At 45.9% G+C, this 23,523-nt stretch carries 21 protein-coding genes; 7 read left to right on the top strand and 14 right to left on the bottom strand.

Annotated elements, in window-relative coordinates; translation table 11 throughout:
* Positions 1–299: 299 nt before the first annotated feature.
* The 8 genes from IEX60_RS03840 to IEX60_RS03805 form a co-directional block, all read right to left on the bottom strand.
* Complete coding sequence (locus tag IEX60_RS03840; RefSeq protein WP_188747517.1) at positions 300–1,997, bottom strand: ThiF family adenylyltransferase; 1,698 nt, start codon at positions 1,995–1,997, stop codon at positions 300–302.
* Positions 1,997–3,007: a CBASS cGAMP synthase gene (locus tag IEX60_RS03835; protein ID WP_188747515.1), complete on the bottom strand. Its 1,011-nt coding sequence runs from the start codon at positions 3,005–3,007 to the stop codon at positions 1,997–1,999. The genes IEX60_RS03840 and IEX60_RS03835 overlap by 1 nt, the downstream gene beginning before the upstream one ends.
* A gap of 2 nt (positions 3,008–3,009) precedes the next feature.
* Positions 3,010–4,074, bottom strand: coding sequence for a CBASS cGAMP-activated phospholipase (locus tag IEX60_RS03830; protein ID WP_188747512.1), 1,065 nt, complete (start codon positions 4,072–4,074; stop codon positions 3,010–3,012).
* Positions 4,050–4,319, bottom strand: coding sequence for a hypothetical protein (locus IEX60_RS03825; RefSeq protein WP_188747510.1), 270 nt, complete (start codon positions 4,317–4,319; stop codon positions 4,050–4,052). The genes IEX60_RS03830 and IEX60_RS03825 overlap by 25 nt, the downstream gene beginning before the upstream one ends.
* Positions 4,320–4,975: 656 nt before the next feature.
* The gene (locus IEX60_RS03820) at positions 4,976–5,569 is read right to left on the bottom strand and encodes an RloB family protein (RefSeq protein WP_262892304.1); all 594 of its coding nucleotides are present in this window, start codon (positions 5,567–5,569) and stop codon (positions 4,976–4,978) included.
* Positions 5,550–6,854: an AAA family ATPase gene (locus IEX60_RS03815; RefSeq protein ID WP_188747506.1), complete on the bottom strand. Its 1,305-nt coding sequence runs from the start codon at positions 6,852–6,854 to the stop codon at positions 5,550–5,552. Before IEX60_RS03815 ends, IEX60_RS03820 begins: the two co-directional genes overlap by 20 nt.
* Positions 6,855–7,123: 269 nt before the next feature.
* Positions 7,124–7,291, bottom strand: a complete 168-nt coding sequence (locus IEX60_RS03810) for a hypothetical protein (RefSeq protein WP_188747504.1) — start codon at positions 7,289–7,291, stop codon at positions 7,124–7,126.
* A gap of 407 nt (positions 7,292–7,698) precedes the next feature.
* Positions 7,699–7,977, bottom strand: a complete 279-nt coding sequence (locus IEX60_RS03805; RefSeq protein ID WP_188747502.1) for a hypothetical protein — start codon at positions 7,975–7,977, stop codon at positions 7,699–7,701.
* Between the two features lie 152 nt (positions 7,978–8,129).
* Between IEX60_RS03805 and IEX60_RS03800 the strand changes: the two genes are divergently transcribed.
* The 7 genes from IEX60_RS03800 (at position 8,130) to IEX60_RS03770 (ending at position 10,991) form a co-directional block, all read left to right on the top strand.
* On the top strand, positions 8,130–8,366 hold the full coding sequence (locus IEX60_RS03800) for a DUF433 domain-containing protein (RefSeq protein WP_188747500.1): 237 nt from the start codon (positions 8,130–8,132) through the stop codon (positions 8,364–8,366).
* Between the two features lies 1 nt (position 8,367).
* Positions 8,368–8,745 carry a DUF5615 family PIN-like protein gene (locus IEX60_RS03795; protein ID WP_188747497.1) on the top strand — a complete coding sequence of 126 codons (378 nt, stop codon included), beginning with the start codon at positions 8,368–8,370 and terminating at the stop codon, positions 8,743–8,745.
* The gene (locus IEX60_RS03790) at positions 8,735–9,037 is read left to right on the top strand and encodes a hypothetical protein (RefSeq protein WP_188747495.1); all 303 of its coding nucleotides are present in this window, start codon (positions 8,735–8,737) and stop codon (positions 9,035–9,037) included. The genes IEX60_RS03795 and IEX60_RS03790 overlap by 11 nt, the downstream gene beginning before the upstream one ends.
* A 122-nt stretch (positions 9,038–9,159) precedes the next feature.
* Positions 9,160–9,744, top strand: a complete 585-nt coding sequence (locus IEX60_RS03785) for an O-methyltransferase (protein WP_188747493.1) — start codon at positions 9,160–9,162, stop codon at positions 9,742–9,744.
* A 93-nt stretch (positions 9,745–9,837) separates the two neighbouring features.
* The gene (locus IEX60_RS03780) at positions 9,838–10,053 is read left to right on the top strand and encodes a hypothetical protein (RefSeq protein WP_188747491.1); all 216 of its coding nucleotides are present in this window, start codon (positions 9,838–9,840) and stop codon (positions 10,051–10,053) included.
* Between the two features lie 192 nt (positions 10,054–10,245).
* Positions 10,246–10,821 carry a DUF6934 family protein gene (locus IEX60_RS03775; protein WP_188747489.1) on the top strand — a complete coding sequence of 192 codons (576 nt, stop codon included), beginning with the start codon at positions 10,246–10,248 and terminating at the stop codon, positions 10,819–10,821.
* Positions 10,822–10,832: 11 nt separating this feature from the next.
* Positions 10,833–10,991, top strand: a complete 159-nt coding sequence (locus tag IEX60_RS03770) for a hypothetical protein (protein WP_188747639.1) — start codon at positions 10,833–10,835, stop codon at positions 10,989–10,991.
* Between the two features lie 358 nt (positions 10,992–11,349).
* Here IEX60_RS03770 and IEX60_RS03765 read toward each other — a convergent pair whose 3' ends face one another.
* The 6 genes from IEX60_RS03765 to IEX60_RS03740 all read right to left on the bottom strand — a co-directional run bounded on the left by IEX60_RS03765 (position 11,350) and on the right by IEX60_RS03740 (position 23,291).
* Positions 11,350–13,419, bottom strand: a complete 2,070-nt coding sequence (locus IEX60_RS03765; RefSeq protein ID WP_188747487.1) for an alpha-amylase family glycosyl hydrolase — start codon at positions 13,417–13,419, stop codon at positions 11,350–11,352.
* Positions 13,420–13,586: 167 nt separating this feature from the next.
* Positions 13,587–15,320, bottom strand: coding sequence for a GMC oxidoreductase (locus tag IEX60_RS03760; RefSeq protein WP_188747486.1), 1,734 nt, complete (start codon positions 15,318–15,320; stop codon positions 13,587–13,589).
* A gap of 12 nt (positions 15,321–15,332) precedes the next feature.
* Positions 15,333–16,241, bottom strand: coding sequence for a sugar phosphate isomerase/epimerase family protein (locus IEX60_RS03755; protein WP_188747484.1), 909 nt, complete (start codon positions 16,239–16,241; stop codon positions 15,333–15,335).
* Between the two features lies 1 nt (position 16,242).
* Positions 16,243–18,444 (bottom strand): outer membrane protein assembly factor BamB family protein, encoded by a 2,202-nt coding sequence (locus IEX60_RS03750; RefSeq protein WP_188747482.1) that lies wholly within the window; start codon positions 18,442–18,444, stop codon positions 16,243–16,245.
* A gap of 46 nt (positions 18,445–18,490) precedes the next feature.
* On the bottom strand, positions 18,491–20,044 hold the full coding sequence (locus tag IEX60_RS03745) for a RagB/SusD family nutrient uptake outer membrane protein (protein WP_188747480.1): 1,554 nt from the start codon (positions 20,042–20,044) through the stop codon (positions 18,491–18,493).
* A 19-nt stretch (positions 20,045–20,063) separates the two neighbouring features.
* Complete coding sequence (locus IEX60_RS03740) at positions 20,064–23,291, bottom strand: SusC/RagA family TonB-linked outer membrane protein (RefSeq protein WP_188747478.1); 3,228 nt, start codon at positions 23,289–23,291, stop codon at positions 20,064–20,066.
* Positions 23,292–23,523 lie beyond the last annotated feature (232 nt).

Raw genomic sequence — 23,523 nt, 5'->3', positions numbered from 1 at the left:
ACTAAACTTTCTTCTTGATTTCTTCATTCTCAACTGCTAATTTAAACATTTATGCAGTTGTCCAGTATTTGGGGAGTATCACACCTAACGAAATTGTACCTACTTCTTTTATCATGTTTTGTAGGTACAGAACAATTCTTAACCTGTATCTCGCCATCACGTATAACACCTGTCAAAACACCCCCAGATTCCGAGTCTTTAACTCCAATTTGGATATAGCGAACCATCTTTGTTAAAACTTCTTCAGTAATAACTATTTTGTAGCCAACATAATCTAATTCAATTATTTGAAGCATGTGTTAAAAGGGTGTAATTTTTAAAGAATAAGGGGCATCACAAATTCCCTTCGATATATTCACACCTTTTGATAAAAGAAAATCAGTATCTCCCATCCAACTAAACATCTTTGAATCAGCATTTTCACCCTTGACAATAATGCCATAAATCTCAGGGAATATTCGGCTTAAAAACATGGTTAAGTAGGTTTCTGAATAAGGGTAGTAACCTGACTGACAAGAACCTTCTTTCAAAAACAACTCATCACCATGTTCTATTACGTGGAATGGATATTCGTTCAACAAAACTTTTGCTTCTGTAAATTTATTTGGTGTAATATACATCATTTGTCCACTAGCCAAATACGGTTCAACCCAAATTATGAAAACCGGTTTCTGTGAACTACGTGCAATTAAATAATCTAAGATATACTCTTCTGTCCTTCTCACACCAATAATCACAAACGAATAGTCTGATCTTTCAAAAAACGCAGGGTCTTCGATCAACAATTTGGTGATATCTTTCTCGTGTGTAGACACTGCAATAAAGGGATTAGCGTCGAGTAAATATCTCTTTGCCACGGCGGTCTTATAGTGCGAAATACAACTAAAGCTAAAATTGTGTCTTAAAACATTTTCGACCTTAAAAACATCATTATCTACCAAATGATATTCTCCTATTTGGGCTTTTGACAGGAAATGTAACAAGTTTGAACCAACGCTCCCCAAACCAATCACGTTAACGGAATGAACTGTTTCTGGTAGTTCTCCAGCAGTTCTCCTATACAGTCTCTCCTGATTTAAATTTGAGAATGCAATCCTTTTCACAGAAAAGTTCCTAGCAGGATTTAAATTTAGCCTTTCCCAATTGCTCTTTTTTCTATATCCGGCAGGAAGGATATTAAATTTCGGATACATCCACCCAAAAAATTCATTGTGAGCATTTCGAAAAATGAACAGACAATCGTTTCCCTTGGATTGATTCAAAGAACTCCTAAGCAATTTAACTGCATCAATTTCTGCTAAGTATCTTGCCGAATTGAAATAGCTTAAATCAAAAGGAGGTTCAATCTGCTCATAATTGACTTCAAAAACTGGTGTGTCTGTATAACGAATTTGGCAATTTTCGAGATAGTGCTTTAAAGATTCAAATCTTTTATCGCTATTGAATATTACGTACTCATAAACACCAATTTTTGATTTCAGCCTAATAGCTTTAACTTCTTCGTTAGAATCTTCATCTATCAAAGAGAATCCCGTCAAAAGTATCTCATCCTTCGTTGAATATTTGACGGACCAATAAGCCTGAAACTCTCTTTCAAACTCAACTCTCATTTCCTCGGCATCATCCTTAATTCTGATTATTTCCTTTGCTCGCCTAACAAAGTCCAATACAATAGTAGGAAGATCAGCAAGGGAATAGTAATAGTTTTCGGACTCATCCTGCATGCAGATACTAAGATCACTATTTACATGCGGGATATATTTGATAGGCGCATATGATTCTTCGTCAATAAAAATCTTTGGCAAATTTACTCGCAGATTAAATGGTAAAGCAATATATAGTTTTATTTCTCGAAGCTTACCACCAAGAGTTACCTCAGTATCAACAATAATCACATGATCAAACTCCTTAAGGTTTTTATTCCTCAAGGAGCTAACATCGCGTACAGTTTCACAGTTTTCGGTCCTAGCTACCGCCTCAAATATCTTGTCTACCATTAAGCAGATTTATTATCGCGTTTTATGATGTCAGGTGATGCAAAAACTTTTGCCGACGACTCAGCATTGTTATCCTTGACATTAGAACATGGGAATCTATCTCCCAAATGCTTTTGCCATTTGGCACAAGCGTCTTTTTTTGATTCCAATTCAACGGCTTGCTCTCCCGAGTTTATAAAGCTATCAAGTGCATTTAGAAAACTTGATTTAGTACTTTGGGAAGAATATTTGTCTAGCAAATTTTCATACATATCGACCGTCGGACGATAGCATAAATAGTTCGCAGATAAAAACTTTATATCATCAATACTCTGCTGTATAGCTTTTAAAGTTTCAAGCAGCGCCTTATCATCTCGTCCGTTTGAAACGTAGTTTTCCGAGGCAAGGATTGTAAATACCATACCGCTAGGAAACCGCAATGAACTATTATCTTCTTGCTTTTTATTCGACCACGCCTTTAAATACCTCACAATACGTTTTAATTGGGGCTTGTTTTTGGTCTCGTCGTCAAACCACTTTTTGAAAGCGTAAGGGTCACTCTCTATCCACCCTTTACTTTTGTGAGCCAATAATGGAACCTCATCATCTAAGATAAACTGGTCATCGGATTTATCCGTCTTGTAATAAATAGGCAGGTCAACGTGGTAATCTTTTTTATAGATGACCCGAACACAGGTATTTTTATCCAATGGTTCAGAGCTTGTCCTATCTTTCACCGCATTGTAAATCCAATTGTGAGCAGTCTGCACGGTCGGCTTATCTTCCTCTTTGCCAAATATGTATACACCATCATCCACATCGTACTCGCCTGACAGTGGCTCAATTGTGGTGTTCATTAGAAAAGAGCCTTGCCCCTTAAAGCTAACAGTATGTTTATCTCGATTTTCATCAAAATAGTCTCGAATATCTTCTCGAATCGAATTTCTAGAAGTTCTTAGTGATTTTTTCTTGTCTGAACTGAGTTTGATAATATCATCAAACTCCAGAAATGTTGAATGTAGATCTGCCATAATTAAACAATATAAGTTTTTGGTGTAGTAAAAAAGTTAATCACTTTTTCCTGTTTCTCAAAGATAGCAGCTTGATATGCTGCCTTTATCCGCATAAGGTTATATGCCTTTTCGTTTGCAACGTCTAGATCAATTAGGCTTTCGTGTGCTCTCGACAAGCTATCACTAGGTATTCTTAAGTAATCAATATTTACATCTCCTATTTCACCTATTTTGTCCATGAAAAATTCGGTAAAAAAAGCCTGACCACTTAATGTTGTATTAAACAAAGCAGACTTCCAACCCATGAAGGACCTTCTTTTCCTCAATCCTGTTTCTCTGCCTTCCGTAATAGAAAGACTACTAATGGACAATATTTGAATCGAATCGTATTCTTTCCCCTTGCCGACAAAACACATCAATGCTTCGAGTAAACCAACTAGTGTTGGGTTATTAGCCCAAACACCGCCATCTACAAACTGTTCCTTTGATAGAGCAGCTATTTCGGCCAATGGTAAATAGGTCGGTGCCGCAGATGTTGCCAAGGCTACATCTTTCATCAGCAATGAATTGTCCGTACTCAACTTGCCCTCTCTATGGTCGTACTTAAAGACTCGGGGACGCGCTTTAGTCACAGAATAGCTTGGGATACATAAAAGATTTCTTGAATCCCCAATTCGCTTATTTTCAAAAATATCATTCAAAGATTGCTTTAGACCTCGTCCGGAATATTTTCCCCAAAATAAAGCTTGTTTTAGGGAAAACAAATCGATATATCCAAGTAATGGAATTTTTAATCTGTGTGGAGGAAAGATATCTTTTCCTTTCTGAACGTAAAAATCACAAATTTCTGCCGCAGGTATCCCTAGACTTATGGCTAATGCTATTAATCCGCCAGTTGATGTGCCACATACCATATCAACACGGTCTGTAGTCAAGCACCCAAAAGTATCTTCGAATTTCTTTAGAATAGACGCCGAATATAAGCCTTTAATTCCTCCGCCATCTATTGAAAGTATTTTAAAAATTTTATTTCCTTTCATTCTTTTGTCATTAAATGCTTCTATCCTATGTGTTCTCTGATCCATTCCCAAGCCTTTTTGGGCAACCAGCCTTCGTAATTCCTCCGGACTTCGATCGCTAATGCGTAATCATTTTTATCGATGTGCTTTCCTATCCTGGCATAGAGTTGCTCAGCAGTCTCGGAAGTAGAAATCAGCCATGTCGAATCTATATAATGCCACCACGAGGGCGAATTCTTAAGCTCCTTATATAAACCTTCATAGTCCTGCCCCTCTTTATTGAGATCGTAGCTTAAAATATAAACAGCCATTTTATTTCTCCTTTCTCATTATTCCCTTAAATTTACCACCGGATGTTTTTGTATCTATAAATTGACCGGTATCTGTATCTCGTTTCGTCCATAACCCTGTCCTTGGATTATGGGATTGTGTACGTCCACCGACGTATCCGTGACGTCTATTGTCACCTGTTTTGCCATTTCCAGCCATAGCTCAAAAGATAATTTTGTTAAAAATGCGCCCGCTCAAACATCGACCAAGAAACAACCTGACCCAGTGGCTGGACCAATGATCAAATCATCGATGCACGGACATGTTACAAAAATCTAGTCGTCTTTGGCACGGTCAGAAGGCCCCGTGGCGCTTAAGAAGGAAAAAGGTAACGAGATAATTGCTTTGAAAATTCAAAACAATATTTAACTTCGCATGTTCTAACACAACAATTCTATCGTTCTACCCTTTCGTAAGGCGCGGGCGATTTATAATTTTAGGGTTCGGGTGTTGACGCATCCGGACTTTATTTTTTATAAACCTCCCCACTTGTCTTTAGCTGCTATCCATATTTACTATATTTATTATATTATAATCATCTCCACCTAAATCTATTAGCACAAATATAACCATCCTTTTCTAAGACTGGTTATGGAAGTTATTAACATCCAACCATACTGTAGGCAATTCACTACAATTATTCCTTTTCTTTTAACAGCTCAAAATACCGCACCAGCGCCGGAATCGTAAAGTGCGGATTCCGCATGTATGCTGGCATTTCAGCATCCTGATTTTTCATCAACACATCTGCCCGCGCTATAGCCACTTTCAGCTTATCCCGTAACACTTCGAAAGCCTTCGACTTAGTCTTATGGTATTCGGGCCAAAGCTTTTTAAGATACCTCATCGCCTCGTCGGCATTTTGGAACGCCCGCCCACAGTTCTCGTAATGAAGGACGAGCCAATGTTCGAAACAAATAGCCGTGTATGCGATATGGTATTGCTCTCTTTCTACCAATTCAAAAACCTTCTGTAGATGTGGGCTATTGTCATGATCGAAAAACAGCCAAACCGTATCATAAGGATTTCGTTCTCTTTTCGCCGCCTTTGCGCGTTTCATAGCTTCGTTCAGTAAGTGCAACGGGTCATTTTTGCTGCTGTGGTCAATATCAATCGCAACTGACCGCCGCAATGGCTTTGGAAGCTCCCGCTGGAGCGCCAAAGCATATAGGTATTCGGTCATACCCTCGCAGAGTATCAGTATACGCTTGTTAACCCTCCTCACTACCATCCTCCTGCATAGCAATTAAAAAGTCCGCATCATCAATGATAGGTGTGGCACCGAACTTTCCGGACACATACCATTTATCCAACGGTGTGTTGAGCCGTATACCTTTCAGATCTGAACAGCGAAATAAATCTGTGGCTCCGTATTCATTCTTCTCCGTAAACCAAACCTGATCCCTCCTAAAAGTATCATTGGACAGTTGGGTTACGTCATGTGTGGCAAGTATGAGCTGGGCATTTCGGGGATTGGTGACATCGTTGTGGAACAATCTGATCAAATACTGCGTGATGGCTGGATGCAGATTCTTCTCAAATTCATCAACCACCAAAACCCGACCTTCTTCAAGCACATCTAATATAATACCCGCAACGACAAACAAACTTCGGGTACCTGTAGACTCCAGCCTTACATCAAACTTATCTATGCCGACCTGCTTTGGCCCATCGTATAGATAATGAACTGTCTTGATATCGTACTTAAAACCTGATTTCGTACGCTTTATCATTTCTTCCGGAATGCCACTCGGAAAAACAACTTTGTTCCAGTCTACTTCTTCCGCCTCAACCGCTGATATGCCGGTATCTAATGCACAAATAAGGGCATTAAACCGCTTAGAAAATGCAGAATCCTTATTTTCGGCTAACCGCTTGGCATAAAGTCGAGTAAGGCTGTTCTCACGAAATTCCTGAATAAAAGGATAAATGCGAATTTGATTAGAGAAGAAACGATAGGGACTTAATAGCACCTCCACATTATTGACCGCTGCCTTGGAAAGAAACAATTGATTGGGTAATACTTGTCGTTCCAAATTCTTTTTGAGCCCACGGTACGCATCACCAAACTTGATTTCCTGCCCCCCTATCCTATGGAAAAGTAGGGCACGAGCGCCCGAAGGGTAAAAATTGAGCTCCTCCTCAATGATTCTATCGGCAGCATATATCACCGTATAATCATATTGAATACCATTGGTGATAAAAGACGCTTCAATCTCAACAGGCTTATCTAAACATGAAACATCCAGCCGATAAGGTTCGTATGGTTCTATCAACTCGTCGGGCTTAAATTCATCTGAACGACTGACTAAATACTCCAATGCTTTGAAAGCCCTCAGAAACCCACTTTTACCAGACGCATTGGGACCATATATGACTGATGATTTAAGAAGCTTCTTCTTATTCGGAGCTTTGAAAAAATTCGAATCAAATCCTTTCAGACCCGTCTTAACCATATCCAACTCAACCCGTTCCTTTATTGACCTGAAATTCGTAACTGCAAATGATATTAACATATATCCGTTTTATACATACAAAGATACAAAAAATAATTATAAAAATGAAATTAACATAATATTTGCATTTTTTATGCAAATTAATAGTAAATATCATACCAGAATTTTGCCATGCTTACTTCAAAGGAACATCATTATTAGGAAAACCTGTTCAATATGTTGTGCATCTTCCGTTGACATCGTGTACCTCCCTCCTCGTCATTTAGCGCCAATGGCCCACACCGGACAATACTGGAACAAGGTTGACAGCCTTTTCAATTCCTGATGTATCACGCCAAGCTCATTCGCACAGATGGCTGCCATGTATTCCGAAAGCGGAACGACAACGATCCGCCTTTGGACACATAGCCCACCAACCGGCATACACCTCTATTCCATTTCGGAAGCGACCAACTTATACAGCGCCATTCGTAGGAAACCGGTAATGGGATAATCATAAATTGTGCTTTGCAGCCTACAATAGAAAAACAAAGCCCCGAAACGGGGAGAATCGGGGCTTGCTAACTAACCAATTATAAACCTAAATTATGAAAAGACAATTTTATAAATTTTACTAACTGACCATATAACGCATCCCGGCCCCGCTTTGTTACAGCAGGATTGTTAAGATATGTTAAAAAGACAATGGGGTGATAAAAAGAAACCCGTTACCTGAAAGATAACGGGAATCCGCCCCAATGGGATTAGGGGCTATCAACCTAAACCTAGGAACGAAATTAAGAATTCTATTCCGTAACTATCGAAACTGAAAATAGTTTGAAACGATTAGTTAATTGAAAAAAGGCACTTTTCCTTTTATCTTTTTTCCGGCAATAATCAATCAGTATAGAGGTGTCTAGACAAACTACCGTTGTCTCCATGTGCTGAAATGTTTTCTATTTTCCTTGAACTGCGCATACTGTTCAGCATCCATTACTGGGCCACCAAGAAGGTAATTCTGGAAATCCGACAATTCCTCGCTGGCCTTTGCATTGATATAGCCCTCATCCAGTGCTGACTTCAATTGCTTGATTTTGGCTGCAGGCAATTTCTTGATTGTAGCTAACAATTGCTCAAATCTGATATCTACCGTTACTGGATTTTTCAACGAGCCGAAGTCGTTATTTGATACAGCGAAACACATGTATATCGATGGTAAGGAAGAAGAGAAGGTTTTGGAGGAGGTATTGGGGGAGTTGGTACAGGAAGGGAAGCTCAAAGCAGCTAATGGTTCTTTCAGTTCTTAAACAATTATCACTATATTTGTGATAATTCATAGTTTAATCGTTTGCAATCATGATTTGGCAAGACTATATTGTATCGGATAAGAATATTTTGATTGGTAAACCCACTATTAAAGGAACACGTATATCTGTTGAACTGATTCTCGAATTGCTGTCTTCGGGTTGGTCTGAACAGCAGCTGCTTGAGAGCTATCCACAGTTGAAAACCGACCACATTAAAGCGGTATTTGCTTATCTGAGGGATTGCATGAAAAACGAGCTGTTTTTTTCGTTCACCAAAACCGCCTAATGTGAAGTTTCTTGCCAATGAGAATTTTCCGTTGCCGAGCACTAAATTATTACGCGAGTTAGGCTTTGATGTAAAAAGTATAGCCGAAGAGATGTTCGGAATATCCGACAACGAGGTGGTAGCCGTAGCCCAAAATGAACAACGCATCATACTGACGTTCGACAGTGATTACGGTGAAATCATTTACCGCTATGGTCTGGACAATCCTCCATCGGTCATTTATTTTCGAGACAAGGGTCTTGAGCCCTTATTCGCCGGCCGAATGCTTCAGCATCTGATGAACAATACAGGGATTTCATTTGAAAATGCATTTACTGTTGTCGAAGCAAATAACATCCGGCAAAGGCAGTATAAAAATTCTAATGGTTATGCAACTTGAGACTACAAAAAAGAAAGCAAAAGGAGATAGACTGAACTGGACCCCGTTAAAAGACGTTAAGCCTGTTAGACTAAATGCGGATACCATCAGGGGGAAAGCAGTAGACGTAGAGGCTGAAGCTCAGCGGAAAAACCAAGAGAAGCCTAAGATTATCACGAAGGTGATTTTTTCGCCATTAAATTTTACGCGAAGATGCATCGGAAAAGTGACTTCAAATATTCGCTCATTACAACAAGGGGGATGTCGGCAATCTGCTGGTGGCCTGTTTGAAATGCGTCCCCTTATTACTTGAGACGCACAGTTATATTTCCAAAGTTAGCTTTTATGGGCAAAATTGCAACAAAGCGTAAATATCATCAAACGGATGGTCAGCGTTTTCAGCGTCGCTCGATGATCTTTTTGACATAACTACTAATGAATAATATAACACAACAAGTATTACCACCCGCTTATCGGGCTATTGCGGAAGAAACGGAGCGTCAGGGCTTCACCATGCCATCGGAAGTACAAACATGCACGCTGCTACGTGCTCTCGCTGCCTCCAAGCCTGCGGGGAATTTCTTGGAGTTAGGCACGGGGTCGGGGTTGGCAACATCATGGATACTGGACGGAATGGATAAGCATTCATCCCTGATTTCGTTTGACAATGATGAGACGTTGCTGAATATTGCTCGCAATCACCTGGGTAAAGACCCGCGATTGACGCTTGAGCTCGCCGATGGTGCTGATTGGGTGACATCGAACTCAACCAAATCTTTTGACTACATCTTTGCGGACACCTGGCATGGCAAATACCTTCTATTAGATGAAGTCTTGGCCATGCTCCGACCGGGAGGCCTTTATATTGTTGATGACATGCTCCCGCAGGCGAACTGGCCGGAGGGACATCAGGAAAAGGCGATTGCGCTCATCGAACGACTGGAAGGCAGACAAGATCTGTGGGTGGTCAAACAACACTGGGCTTCGGGCATAATCATCGGCGTGAAACGGGATCGATAGTATTGTCGATCACCTTTTCCTTTCGATGAATGGTATTAGAAGATACAATGATTTTTTTGGTAAGTTTGTATGTGTTGATTAATGCTATCGGGTATGACAGCAATTACTGCAACAGTAGCGAAGAAAAAAGACATAAAGACGTTAACCGAACTTCTGGATAGAATGGGCATCCAATATAAAGTCGATGATTCCGTCAAGGGAGGTGGTCTGCATAATTCTGTAGTAGATTTGTCAGATGAAGAGTTGTGTTTAAAATTAGCACCGGCCTTTGATGAGATCAAAGCGCGAAGATTAAGTACCCTAACCTAACCTTGACATCGAAGCACTTCATACTTGTGGCCGGCCCGAACGGTGCCGGAAAAAGTAGCTTTTCCACATACCTATCTAGGGCAGGGGCGATTATTTTTGATCCGGACATAGAATTGAAAACTGGAAGAACGGAAGCCCGACCTGCCTGAGGAGAATTTATATCATGCGCTGAACTATGCTTTTGAAAATGCCGTGCGCGAAGCAATCTCAGCCGGGAGTGACTTTACGGTTGAAAGCAATCTTAGGGACGACGAAATAATTGAAACTGTCAAAAGATTCAAGCAAAACGGTTATAATACATCGTTTGTATTCATCGCACTGAAAAGTTTTGAGGAATCTCGGTTGCGCGTAGACCAGCGGATAAAAGAGGGAGGTCATTGCGAGGGCAGAAAGGGAGTAATTAAAAAACGAATTGTTTTTATGCCTACAGATTTGGATGGCGTATATAATTTGGCTTTCGGTGATGTGGATGAGGATGGCGAGGTAGACGATTATAGCGTAAGCGATAATGGCGACAGAAATAAGATATTGGCCACGGTAGTGGCCGCTGTACTGGAATACACAAAACGCTACCCGCAACGTTACATCTACTTTCAGGGAAGCACCGTTGAACGGACCCGGCTGTATCGAATGGCCATTAGCCTAAATTATACCACACTTGCTGAGACATTCAATATCTACTCGCAAACCACCGATGGCACACAGTTTGTCATGTTTGATAAAAAACTGGCAGCTAAGGGATTTCTCATTAAAAGGAAAAAATCGTAATTTTGTATATCATGAAAAAGGCAGTGAAGATTGAAGACGTTGTCCTTGGTAACAAAGTGACAATTACGATTGACGAACAGCTGAATAAGTTGAAGGGCAAAGTTTTGGCTCCTAGAAAACTGGCCCAAGCCAACAAAAGCCTGAGGAAAATCAAGAAGTTGCCTGAATAGCTACGGACTTTTTAGCATACCGTGAACACGACGGATTCGATGACCGCAATGGTGAAGTATGCATACGATACCCCCGCCCCATTTCTGTTATATGAGCTATGGACGTAAAAACAAGAGACGGGAAGAAAAACAAATCCCCGAAACGGGAAGAATCGGGGCTTGGCGTAAAATTGGCTATAAAAATCAGGCCACCCTCGCCGTCAAGACCTTTGCGCAGCCATGTAATCACACTGTTTACATGATCATTGATATCGAGCCACTCGAACCCCGCGGGTGCAGGGCCTCGATCCTCATTTTTATGCGTCTATGTATAGTATCAAAAACTTCACGTTTATTTATTAAACGGATAAGTCAATTCTTATTTAGAAAGATATAATATCCTAGTAGAATAGCCGGGCATCGGTATATTCAATAATCGGTTGTCGTTATCCGTTATCGAGGTAAAACGTTCGTCGGTGATTAAATCTACCAAGGTTAGATTGTCGGCATTGCCTGCAATAGCCCTCAATGCATCGATTTCGAACTGAAATGCGGAAGCGTTTTCCCGGGGGTTAACTATCGTAAACGCATGCTGTGTCGCTGTCCACCGGTATATGCATAGTAGGTTTGAGACCTGTGAGGGTAGCCATTCCCTCATATTTTCGCTTCGCAACACGGCGTGCGCTGTCCTCAACTTGGCGAGTTTGGCATAAAATGGAAACAAGCCCACGCTGTCCAACTGGCCGATGGTGTTTCCAGACCGGAAAATCGGCTTATCGTCATATGGATGTTTAAGATTTCCAATTTCCTGCCCATTGTAAATCATCGGGATTCCGGGCAAGGAAAACAGCAACGTTGCTGCCATTTTCGTCTGTTCCAGGTTGTGGGAAGACAAGAAGGGTGGCAAATCATTGTTCTCAAGGAAACGGACCATCGGCCCATACATTTTCTGATTAAACAGTGCATTCTTCAACAGCGTTGTCCTCTTACTTGCCGTGGGGTAGTTGAACACCGTTTCGCTGTGGCGCTCGTGATGATTTGTTTCCCATGACCACTGCGATACCCAGCTGGTATCGGTGGTCCAGTCGTACGCCGCATCGTACCCCATTTGGAACGGTTCCTTTACAGACGCTTTGTCTTCGGCCAAACACAGCAGTTCAGGTTTTACGCTCTTCAACGCAGCGACCAGCCGTTTCGGAAAGTCGGGATTACGCGCAGCTAAGCCCCAGACGGCGTCGAAACGGTAACCATCAATATCAAACGTGCGCACCCAATGGGTGCATGCGGCAATCATCCACCGTTGTACCTCAGGGTTGTGGTAGTTCAGGTTGACCATGCCCTCCCAGAAATAATAAATAAACCCGTTTGCATCGCGGTGATAGTTGGATCCGTAGGGCGCACCATCCAGCTCACGCTGGTAAAAGTTGTAATAGTGCGAACGGTTACCGTGGGTAATTGCATCCTGTGCATACGGATGGTGCACGGATGTATGATTCGGAACAAAATCCAGTACGATCTTCATTTTTCGTTTCCTGGCCTGAGCAATGAACTCGCGCAGTTGGCTTGCACCGCCGATATCTTCGCGCACTGAAAAATAGTCAATGATGTCATACCCCTGGCCGCCATCGTGGGTGGCGAACACCGGTTGAAGCAAAATCGTATTGATCCCCAAGTGGGCGATCTCGTCCAGCTTTGCCGTGACATCTGCCAGGCTCCCTCCTTCAGTAAAAGCCGAGGGGGTAACCTGATAAACAATCGCCTGCTCCAGCCATGACGGCTTGGTCTTCGCTAACTCAAAAGCAGCGATGCCATCGGCATTCCGAGTGACATACGTCTGGAAACGCAACGAATCGCCACCGCTTATTGCCCATAGATTGAAGTAGTAATCCCCGAAAGTCTCCGGTATACGCGCCTTCGCCTCGCCGTGGTGTATGCTGTAGATGGCGCTCGTGGCGGGATTGCCCGATGCGGCCTCCCAACGGTAAGAAACCGACGCGGGGAACGTTTCAGTCACGTCCACACTTAAGGTCACCGTATCACCCCTTACCTGAGCTATCGGACGGACCAACGGAAAAGGTGCGTAGCCAAGCGTGAGTACGAGTTCATCCGAGCGGTAGGTCCGCCCATTTTTTGGACCCCAAACGGAAATGACGCTCCGTCCGACGACTTCCACGGGGAACGAAAACGTACCGTCGGGCATTGCCGTTATGGTAAATGATGAGTCGTTGTGATGTACGGTGAGGACTTCCCCCCCAAACCCTTCCGCATGGCCACGGATCTCTTGCTCTGGCAACCAGACCACGGCATCTTCCTTATGAATGGTGATTGCATTGGAAAGGCCAAAACTGGGGCCGGCAGATACCAATAGGACTATGATGTAAAAATGGCCAAGTGCTGTCGTGTATAGGTACCGGTATGAAGCGAATCTATCAAGTAGTTTCTTTCGCATATTAGTTTATAAATAATTTGTAATCAGTTCATGGCTTTTGCACCAGAAAATGCTTTGTTACACCAGCCACTATTCGTGCGAATCGTACGTCACATTCATAGCAAAGCAGTAAACCAACGTGATAGGTGCTTAGATTTTTCATAAGCTGTATCTATTGATTAAATGGTTTAAATATTTCCTTTTTTCAGCTCGGACGTTGCAAAGTCCACTGCGCGGGCGGTCAGTGCCATATAGGTCAAGGAGGGGTTCTGGCAGGCGCTTGACGTCATGCAAGCACCATCGGTAATAAATACATTTGGCGAAGCCCACACCTGGTTATTGCCGTTTAAAAACGAGGTTTTCGGATCGCGCCCCATCCGGGCGGTGCCCATCTCATGGATGCCTTGTCCGGGATGCTGGTTCGAGTCGTATGCATACACCTCGGAAAAACCTGCTGCTTCTAGCATCTCGCGCCCGGTATTCAGGATGTCATCCAGCATGGCCAGCTCATTGGTCTTGTATTCGCAATCAATTTCGAGTAGTGGCATGCTCCACTCGTCCGTTCTCGTTGGGCTTATCGTCACGTGGTTATCGTAATCTGGCAGGCACTCCCCCATGCCGTTCATCCATACATCCCAGACGCCTGGCTCCGTAAGTGCATCTTTGTATGCCGCGCCGATACCATCTTCGCGTACATTGCCACTTCTCCGCGTCACGCCCGCAGCGAACGCAAAACCACGTAGGTAGTGTTGCTGCACATCATTACCCACGTTACGAAACCGGGGTATGTAAATGCCGGTGGGCCTTCTGCCGTAGTAATAACGGTCCTGATACCCATGGAACTGTCCTTCCACATGCCCGCGGTAATTGTGGTCCATCAGGTAATGCCCCAGCACACCGCTATCGTTTCCAAAGCCATTCGGAAACCGCGAAGAGGTGGAATTCATGAGCAGCAAAGTGGTATTAAGGGTACCGGCGTTTATAAAGATGACCTTGGCATAGTACTCAAATGTTTCTTTGGTTTGGGCATCAATAACCCTTACCCCTGTAGCTCGCTGCTGTTGATCGTCATAGATCAATGAATGGACAACGGCAAAAGGTCTCAGCGTCAGATTTCCCGTGGCCGCAGCGGCCGGGAGCGTAGCCGAATTACTGCTAAAGTAGCCGGCAAACGGACATCCGCGTGCGCAAAGGTCACGGTACTGGCACGGCCCCCGGCCATGCAGGCCTTTCGTCAAATTGGCCGTCCGGGAGATGATGACATGTCTGTCGCGGTAGGTTTCCTCCACGCGTTTTTTCAAATGTTTCTCCACCACGTTCATTTCCATCGGTGGCTGAAATTCGCCATCGGGCAGGTGGGGAATACCATCCCGGTTGCCGCTGATCCCAACAAACCGTTCCACGTAGGAATACCAAGGTGCAATGTCTTTATAGCGTATCGGCCAATCTATGCTGATACCATCCCGGGCGTTGGCTTCAAAGTCCAGATCGCTCCACCGCTGTGTCCACCGACCCCATATCAACGACTTTCCCCCTACCTGGTAGCCCCGTATCCAGTCAAAAGGTTTGACCTGCGTATAGGGCTGCTCCTTATCCTTCACAAAAAAATGTGCGGTGGATTCATTGAAGGCATAACAGCTACTGGCTATCGGATTTTCTTCCTGCACCTTCTGCGGCACCTGGCCCCGGTGGGGAAGTTCCCACGGATGCTGATAGGCCGTTGGGTAGTCTTTGATATGCTCAACATTCCGGCCGCGTTCCAACACCAATGTCTTCAGTCCTTTTTCGCACAATTCTTTGGCAGCCCAACCTCCCGATATGCCCGATCCGATTACAATGGCATCGTAAACGTTGTCCTTTGCACCTACATTCAAATGGGGTGCGCCGGTGGACTGGCTTTCCTTATCTCCTGCTATTTTCATACTCAGCTCCTGCTACCAGTTAAAAATCTTCTTCACATACCGGCGGCTCCGCACCCAACTGGCTTTAACCGGTACAGTAGGTGTACCCTCAAACGCAAGCTCTATGGCTGCATCTCCTGTGAATCCCACCTCGCGCAATGCATTGGCAATGGCCGGGAAATCGGTCACACCGTCGCCTACAGCTTCGGTCCATTGCCCGGCGCTGTTCTGGTCGCGCAGGTGCAGGTACGTGATTTTGTCCCCATAGGTGTAGATAAAAGCAACAGGGTCCACACCCGCCCGCATCAGCCAGTTGATATCCGGCCCGAGTTTAAGCTCGGGTACCCCGCGTATCATCGCCTTCAGATCACGCCCGTCATCCATGAGCTCTACGGTATGGTTATGCATATTGGGTTGTATCCCATAGCGCTTGCAAATATCCAGCACCTCAGCCAGCACCTGCGCCTGGGTGTCCAGCTCTTGGTCCGTCTTTCGGCGGCCGGCATCTCCCACTGTCAACCCGATATGTGTAGCGTTTAATGCTGCAAGGCGCGTGACGATAAGCTCCACATCGTCCAGTATTTGCTGCCGCTGCGCGGCATCCCACATGTCGCCGTAGTAGGACGTACCCGTAACGGGCAGCGAATAGCGGCTTACCAACGCGTTAAGCCTGGGCACGGCATCCTCCCGCCTTAAGACGGACTCCATGAGTTCTACCCCCTGCAGCCCGGCACTGCTCAGGTCGCTGAATACTTCGTCGAGAATCGGCGTACAATCCCAATGGGGCGGAAACCGGCTTGCGTATACCCAGAGATGCCCACTTAATACCGTTTGCCCACCCATGGGCGCGGCAGAGAGCAGCGGTTGCGACAGCATGGCTCCGGACAGCATGGCTGCTGAACGGATAAACGATCGGCGGCACTGTTTGTGAAGTAATTCCATGCTATTGGTTTCTTACGTTATCTGGTAACGCAAACGCCACGTACGCGTCACCGGATTTAGTGCCCAGCTTGCCGCCACCGCACGCAATCACCACAAATTGTTTGCCCCCCATTTCATAAATTGCGGGTGTAGCGAATGCCGCATTGGGCAGGGTGGTTTCCCAGAGCAATTCGCCCGTACGCTTATTGAAGGCCCTGAACTTGCCGTCTTTGGTGGCGCCGATAAACAGGAGACCGCCCTTGGTAATAGCGGGGCCGCCATAGTTTTCGGTACCCGTTTCTTCCACACCCTGAGATTTGAGCCACGCTTCTTCGCCTAATACGGTTTTCCACACATGCTCACCGGTATGCAAGTTGATGGCGTTCAGCGTTCCCCATGGTGGCGCAATGGCTGGATTGCCGGATTTACTTAGAAACTTATTATACCCCGAAATGTTGTAGGGAAGCTTACGGAACGCCTCAATTGGCGAAGCCTCTCTTCGTTGAAAAGGCTTTTTGAGGTCGTCTTGCAGGTTCAGCACGTAAGCAGCAATCGCTTCCTTCTCTTCGTCCGCGAGATGCCGGAATGCCGGCATCATGCCGCGGCCCGCCTCGATGAACTCGGTGAATGCCTTGGCATCATAGCGCGCATCGATACCAATAAGCGTTGGATAGTTGCCGCTGCCTTTGCGGTCTGCTCCATGGCAAGCCATGCAGTTTTGCTGGTAAAGGGCCTGTCCGGCCTCTTTATACGTAATGGCGTGCTCTTCTTCTTCTTCAGCCTCCCACATTTCGAGTATCCAGGCCATTTCGTTTGCGTTTACATAGAGTAAGCCCGTGGTGGGGTCGAATGCCGGACCGCCCCATTCCGCGCCGCCGTCGAACCCCGGAAAGATAACGGTACCCTGCTTGGATTGGGGCATAAACATTTTTCCGGTTTTGTAGGATGCAAGCCGCTGCCGTACATCTTCATACTCCTCTTCGGATAAATGGGGGTTGATGTCCTTTTCGGTAAACGACTGGCGGACAAAAGGAGCGGGCTTCTGCGGGAATGGCTGCGTAGGCCACAGCTTCTCGCCCTCCAGTTCGGTATCCGTATCTACCGGCATTTCCTTGATGGGGAACAGCGATTCGCCGGTTTCACGATTAAAGACAAAAACGAAACCCGTTTTGGTCGTTTGCGCTACGGCGTCAATGTCTCTGCCATCCTTGTTGACCGTCACCAGTACCGGTGCAGACGAAGGGTCCCAGTCCCACGTATTGTGATGGATGTATTGGAAATGCCAAAGCAACTTGCCCGTCGCCGCATCCAGCGCCAATAAACAGTCGGTATACAGGTTCGAGCCGGTACGCTTGCCGCCATAAAAATCCATCGCAGCCGATCCGGTGGGTACAAACGCGATTCCGCGTTCGTGATCGATGGTCATCCCCATCCAGTTATTGCCCCCGCCAGTCCATTTCAGCACCTCCTGATCATCCCACGTCTCGGACCCGGGCTCTCCTGCGCGGGGTATGGTGCGAAACATCCATTTGATTTCCCCGGTGTGTACATCGTACGCCCGGATATGCCCAGGCGCTGCATCCATGGCTTCGGATACGCGGGTGCCCGAGAGCACCAGGTTTTTATAAACCGAAGGCGGGGAGGTGTTGGTAATGAACAGATCGGCAAATTCCTCCCCAAGACCGTCGTGCAAATCTTTCCTGCCATTAACGCCAAACGTTTCCACCGGTTTGCCGGTATCGGCATCCACCGCATGCAAAAAAGGACCGGCACCAAAGAATATCCGGCTGGTTCCCTTGCCATCCGTCCAGTAGGCCACACCGCGGTTGTTATTGAGTCCAAAATGGCTTTCCCGGTCGCCTTCAATCGTTTCAAATGGCGAATAGGTCCATTTCTCCTCGCCCGTGGCCGCGTCTATGGCAAACAGTTTCAGCTGCGGCGATGTGCCGTACAATACGCCATCGACAACGATGGGGTTACATTGGATCTGGGAGTGCGCAGCCGTGTCTGCATCACCTGTGTGATACTGCCACGCGATTTCAAGCAAATGTACATTGGCCGTATCAATCTGGTCGAGCGTGGAATATTTGTTTAATGTCGCATTCCCGCCGGCAACCTCCCAGCCACTAAAATCCGGCTTGGTGCCTTCCGAACAGGAACTTACAAATAAAAATACGACGCCGAATACGGCACTATAGAAACAAGATTTGATGTGCTGATGCATGCAACTAAGATTATTCAGTTCATTCGTTATTCTGTGAAATATGCGCTTAATAGCCGTCATTCTGCACCAAGCCCGGATTGGTTGTCAAGATCTCCATTGGGATTGGGTATAACTGCTTTGTTTCATCGCTCGCTGCTTTCTCCCACCAAGCGTCGTTAAACCGCCCGAAACGTATCAGATCTTCCCTGCGCTTCATTTCGTACGCAAACTCACGTCCGCGTTCGTCCAGCAGTTCATCCATGGTCAGTGTGGCGATGGTATACGATGCATCGGGGTCGCCCTCGGCAAAACTCCGAGCCCTTACTTCGTTGATGAGATCGACCGCTTCTGCCGTGGCCATGCCGCCATTCAGCCGCATAATGCACTCGGCCTTCATGAAATAAATATCCGAGAGGCGATAAATGACCAGGTCGTTATTCATATTTGCCTGAACTCCGGCTTCTACTTCGTATTTGATGTTACGCACGCCCTGACCGTCGCCTCCCGCCATATTGACAAACTGGGTGATCTCCGGTGTGATGACCAGCGGCTGACCATCCCATCCGTAAACCGGTTGCTGTTCGCCGTTTTCGGTATAATACTGCGGCCCTGCCAGCCATTGATTGATACGGAAATCGTTTTCGCCGTACAGCCTGTAAAACGACTCCTGGGTGACGATCTTATTCCACGGCCAGTATTGCAGGTCATACGTCTGGTTATGTGCCGAGTGCAGCTGCTGTTCGTGCGCATTGAACCCCGGCGCATTATTGGCATCATATACGACCACGAAGATATTTTCCGCGCTGTTATCGTTATACGCCCTGAAAGGAGCATCCCACGTCTCATCGAGCGAATACAGCCCCTCGTTGATTAGTGCATCACACTGGGCAATGCAGTCTTCCCAACGGGGCGTACCCGAAAAGACTTCAGCATTCAGGTACAATTTGGCAAGAAGCGCCCTGGCGGCAGATCGGGTGAAATGTCCATACCATGTGGGATCGCCTTTCTCCCCAAGCTGATCGATATTTTGCAGGATTTCGGTTTCGATAAACTCAAAAACTTCAGCCCGAGGCGCCGTTGGAGGGCTCGATGGTATCCCCACCTGCGTGACGATGGGCACGTTTCCAAAGGCATTGATTGCCCAATAATAGTAAAACGCCCGCATCAGCCGGATTTCCGCCACCATCTGCGCTTTGCTGACGGGCAGCTGAAAACCACTCAGATCCCTGTTTTCCATCGCGTCCAGGAAACTGTTACAATAGCCGATGCCCTGAAAAATATTGCTCCACTCATACTTGATAAATGGTTCTTGGGATGTCCAGGTGTGTTTATGAAAGCGTTCCCATGTACCGTTTTCATAGCCCTGGCCAGACTTGGTCGTTGCAGCCGCCTCGTCGGTTGGAAATTCCTCCATGGCGAAATGCACGCTGTAGGTTATCCCTTGCAGAAAGCTGTAGGGAAGGTTCCAAGCGGCTATGACTTGTCCGGATGTTGAATAAAAATTGGATGAGGTATCTTTGCTGTAAACCACCTCGTCCAGCTCACTGCATGATGACAACGCCATCAATCCTATCGTAGCTACGGCGAAAAAACCGCATTTCTTAACTATTGCTGTTTTCATGACTCTTCTTATTATGATATTAGAAATCAGCAGCCACTCCGAAAGTGAAGCTGCGCGTGCGCGGGTAGTAGTTGGAATTCTGTTCGATACCGGGATAGTTGAAAGTATTAATACCCAACTCCGGATCCATTCCTGAAAAGCCTGTGATGGTGAAAAGGTTCATTGCCGTGGCCGATACCCTTAGTTTCTTCAGGTGCGAATTTCCTTTTAACGGGATGGAGTAACCCAGCGTTACGTTGTCTATTTTCAAGTAGCTGCCGTTTTCCAGGTAGTAGTCCGAAAACAGCGGCGCATCGTTCAGCGGCGTGTCAAATGCGCTTCGAAATACGTTGCTGCTGGGAAACGATGTCCGGTTTTCATGGAAAATACGGTTGGCATTCACTGCCTTGAAACCCAACGCGCTGCGCAGCAATACCGAAAGATCAAACCTTTTGTACGTGACGTTATTGGTAAGCGATATGTTAAACTTAGGTATGCTGTTGCCCAGATAAGCATAGTCATCGCCGCTGATTTCGTCTGCGGTCACCGACTCACCCGCACGGTTCAGAAAAAGCCATTTACCATCGTCCGTTAAACCCGCGTACCGTCTGCCGTAATATACACCTATAGGTTGGCCGTTTACAATGCGTTGGATGTTTCCAATACCAATGTCAGAAACATCATGGGCAGTTCCCTGAAACTGTTCGCTGCTGATTGATGTAACCTCATTGCGGTTATACGCGCTAACCAATGTCAATTGCCAGTCAAATGATTCGTTTTTTATCAGTGCTCCATTTAGCGTGAGTTCCAAACCTTCATTGACGAGTTCGCCGGCATTGGCAAATATCAGCGGCCAAATAGCGGCGGGTACCTGCGCATAGTAATTGCCTACCAAGGCACTGATTTTCCGGTTGTAATAATCAAAAGCACCATTCAGCCATCCGTTGTTGAACACGGTGAAATCCACGCCAACATTCAACTCTTTTTTGGTCTCCCACCGGAGGTCGGGATTGGAGTTAATATCAGGCCCGTACGTGTCCAGCCAATAGCCACTGCCGGGTATACCTAAGTAAGCACGCCCGAGTCGACCGATGGTGGCTAACGACTGATAGGGCTGCAGGCTGTGCTGGTTGCCGGTCACGCCATAACCAGCCCTCAACTTCAGGCTTTTAACCATGCTTACACCATCCATGAATGCTTCTCGACTGAGAATCCACCCACCCGACAACGCCCAGAATGTTCCCCACTTATGGTCATCGCCAAATTTGGATGCGCCCTCCCGTCTTATCGAACCGTTGAGCAGGTAACGGTCTTTATAATCATAAATAACACGGGCAAAATAAGAAATCAGGGCCTGCTCTTGCGCGTAACTGCTTACAAACACACCTCCACGCTGCGCTCCGGGGGAATAATTGAATATTGCGCCCCCCGCGCCGAGGTTATAATAGGAATAGACGTCGGTTAGAAAGTTATTGTTTCCGGCACCTACTCCTTCATTGAATTCATTTTGATAAGAATACCCCACTACTGCGTTTACGTGATGATCGTCGAAATCTTCGGTAAACGCCAGTGTGGTCTCCAAAATATTATTTGTGGTATTATCTACGCTGCGCGAAGCCTGTCCGTTCAACCCACTGGTCTGCATCCACCGTAACGCCGTGTTGGTATAGCTACCTCCCAATAAATCCGTTTTGGTCAGCGAGTAATTAACTCCGGCGGTCAGTGAGGGCAATATGTCATATTTTACATTTACCGTACCCAGGAGCCGCTTTTCCTTTTGGTCGTTGGTGGTCAGCCGGGTATCGGCCAACGGGTTCCATTGATCGCCAAATTCGGGCGACTCAAAATAGTCGCCATTTTCATCAAAAACCGGATAGGTAGGGTTTATTTTAAGCGCCTGCCCAAAGCCATAATAATGTGCAAAGGATTTGTCTTCGTATGCGTTGGCTAGCATCAGCGAAAAGTCGAGCTTGTCGTCAAGCGCTTTCGTATTCAGTTGCAGGCGGCCGTTGATGAGTTCACGCCTTGTTGCCAGATCAATCCCTTCGAAGTTCTGATAGTTCAGCGTGGCGTTGAACGTGGTTTTATTATACCCTCCGCTCAGTGACAAATTGTGGCCGTGGTTGGTGGGTGTACGTGTCATTTGATCAAACCAATCGGTATCACTGCCTTTATCACGGGCGCTGACATCGCCCAATGCGACGAGCTGCTCCCTGAACTCACTACCCGTGAGCACATCATATTTTTTTGCAATGGTCTCGGTCGATGCGTATCCGGAGTAACTCACCCGCGTAGCACCGGGAATGCCTCTTTTTGTCGTGATGATGATTACGCCTGCATTGGCCCTCGAACCATAAATAGCGCCTGCCGAGCCATCACGTAACACATCAACAGACTCAATATCCCCCGGTGCAATGGAGCGGATATCCGCCCCCGGCACCCCGTCTATAACGATTAATGGCTGGGGGTTTCCCTCCACAGACACCGCTCCCCGCAGCGAAAAGTCAGCTTCTGCGTTTGGGTCTGCGCCGTTCGGCCGCGTAATTGACAAGCCGGAGACCTTACCGGCTATAAGGGTCAACGCGTCACTGATTACGCCCTTGTTAAACGCGTCTGATTTGACCGTTGCAATGGAACTGGTGACCATCTCGCGCTTTTGCGCTCCATATCCGATAATGACGATTTCATCCAAATCACTTAATGAAGGTTTCATCGTAATATCGATCGTTAATTCTGTCCCGATCGCTGTCTCCACAGGTTCATACCCTAGAAAGGTAAATGCCAGCACACTTCCGGCGGCCGGCACGGCCAGCTGGTAATTCCCATCGCTATCTGTGGTGGTGCCATAGGGGGTCTCCTTTACTTTTACAGTTACACCCTCCAGCGGATTCCCCTGTTGATCCATGACGGTTCCGCTTACCGTGCGTTGCCCAACTTTTCCGGGTTTCGTGGGGTTGCCAACGGTTTCATGGGCCAATCCGGCCTGCACAAAAATGGTTTGCTCCATGATCCGATAGGAAAGGTTGCGCGAGGACAGCACTTCCTTCAGGAACGTTTCCAACGGCATCTGTTGCGCAAACACCGTGACCTTTTGATTTGGATTGATTTTTTGGTCGTTGTAAATGACACCAAACTGGGTTTGCTCGTGAATCGCTTCAAAAATTTGCTTGATGGGCTTGTCCTTTGCGTCCAGCGTAATGGTCTGCGACAAAGAATGGGCACTGACATGCAATGCACCAAGTAGTAACAAAGCTGTAGTTATTTTCATAACCAGGAATATAGGGCTTATATGTTCGTTAGCTTTGGTACGCGAAAGAGATGTAACTAACATTACTTCTTTTTAGATACCACGCGCACAAACCACAGAAATTCTTTAAGTTTGTGAGCGGGTAGGTTTATAATAAAACTGTTAACTCCGGTTAAAAATTGGCTTATCCAAACTAAACAGGGTGGTGGCTTCAACACTTCCCTGTTTTTGTTTTACACTGTTGTTTATGTAG

The organism is Parapedobacter defluvii, from assembly GCF_014642075.1.
Lineage (GTDB): Bacteria > Bacteroidota > Bacteroidia > Sphingobacteriales > Sphingobacteriaceae > Parapedobacter > Parapedobacter defluvii.
This window is presented reverse-complemented; position numbering and strand designations above follow the sequence as displayed.

Coding starts and splice junctions, on each gene's coding strand:
- IEX60_RS03840 (WP_188747517.1), bottom strand. CDS start 1,997: ATGGTAGACAAGATATTTGAGGCGGTAGCTAGGACCGAAAACTGTGAA.
- IEX60_RS03835 (WP_188747515.1), bottom strand. CDS start 3,007: ATGGCAGATCTACATTCAACATTTCTGGAGTTTGATGATATTATCAAA.
- IEX60_RS03830 (WP_188747512.1), bottom strand. CDS start 4,074: ATGGATCAGAGAACACATAGGATAGAAGCATTTAATGACAAAAGAATG.
- IEX60_RS03825 (WP_188747510.1), bottom strand. CDS start 4,319: ATGGCTGTTTATATTTTAAGCTACGATCTCAATAAAGAGGGGCAGGAC.
- IEX60_RS03820 (WP_262892304.1), bottom strand. CDS start 5,569: ATGGTAGTGAGGAGGGTTAACAAGCGTATACTGATACTCTGCGAGGGT.
- IEX60_RS03815 (WP_188747506.1), bottom strand. CDS start 6,854: ATGTTAATATCATTTGCAGTTACGAATTTCAGGTCAATAAAGGAACGG.
- IEX60_RS03810 (WP_188747504.1), bottom strand. CDS start 7,291: ATGATTATCCCATTACCGGTTTCCTACGAATGGCGCTGTATAAGTTGG.
- IEX60_RS03805 (WP_188747502.1), bottom strand. CDS start 7,977: ATGTGTTTCGCTGTATCAAATAACGACTTCGGCTCGTTGAAAAATCCA.
- IEX60_RS03800 (WP_188747500.1), top strand. CDS start 8,130: ATGATTTGGCAAGACTATATTGTATCGGATAAGAATATTTTGATTGGT.
- IEX60_RS03790 (WP_188747495.1), top strand. CDS start 8,735: ATGCAACTTGAGACTACAAAAAAGAAAGCAAAAGGAGATAGACTGAAC.
- IEX60_RS03785 (WP_188747493.1), top strand. CDS start 9,160: ATGAATAATATAACACAACAAGTATTACCACCCGCTTATCGGGCTATT.
- IEX60_RS03780 (WP_188747491.1), top strand. CDS start 9,838: ATGACAGCAATTACTGCAACAGTAGCGAAGAAAAAAGACATAAAGACG.
- IEX60_RS03770 (WP_188747639.1), top strand. CDS start 10,833: ATGAAAAAGGCAGTGAAGATTGAAGACGTTGTCCTTGGTAACAAAGTG.
- IEX60_RS03765 (WP_188747487.1), bottom strand. CDS start 13,419: ATGCGAAAGAAACTACTTGATAGATTCGCTTCATACCGGTACCTATAC.
- IEX60_RS03760 (WP_188747486.1), bottom strand. CDS start 15,320: ATGAAAATAGCAGGAGATAAGGAAAGCCAGTCCACCGGCGCACCCCAT.
- IEX60_RS03755 (WP_188747484.1), bottom strand. CDS start 16,241: ATGGAATTACTTCACAAACAGTGCCGCCGATCGTTTATCCGTTCAGCA.
- IEX60_RS03750 (WP_188747482.1), bottom strand. CDS start 18,444: ATGCATCAGCACATCAAATCTTGTTTCTATAGTGCCGTATTCGGCGTC.
- IEX60_RS03745 (WP_188747480.1), bottom strand. CDS start 20,044: ATGAAAACAGCAATAGTTAAGAAATGCGGTTTTTTCGCCGTAGCTACG.
- IEX60_RS03740 (WP_188747478.1), bottom strand. CDS start 23,291: ATGAAAATAACTACAGCTTTGTTACTACTTGGTGCATTGCATGTCAGT.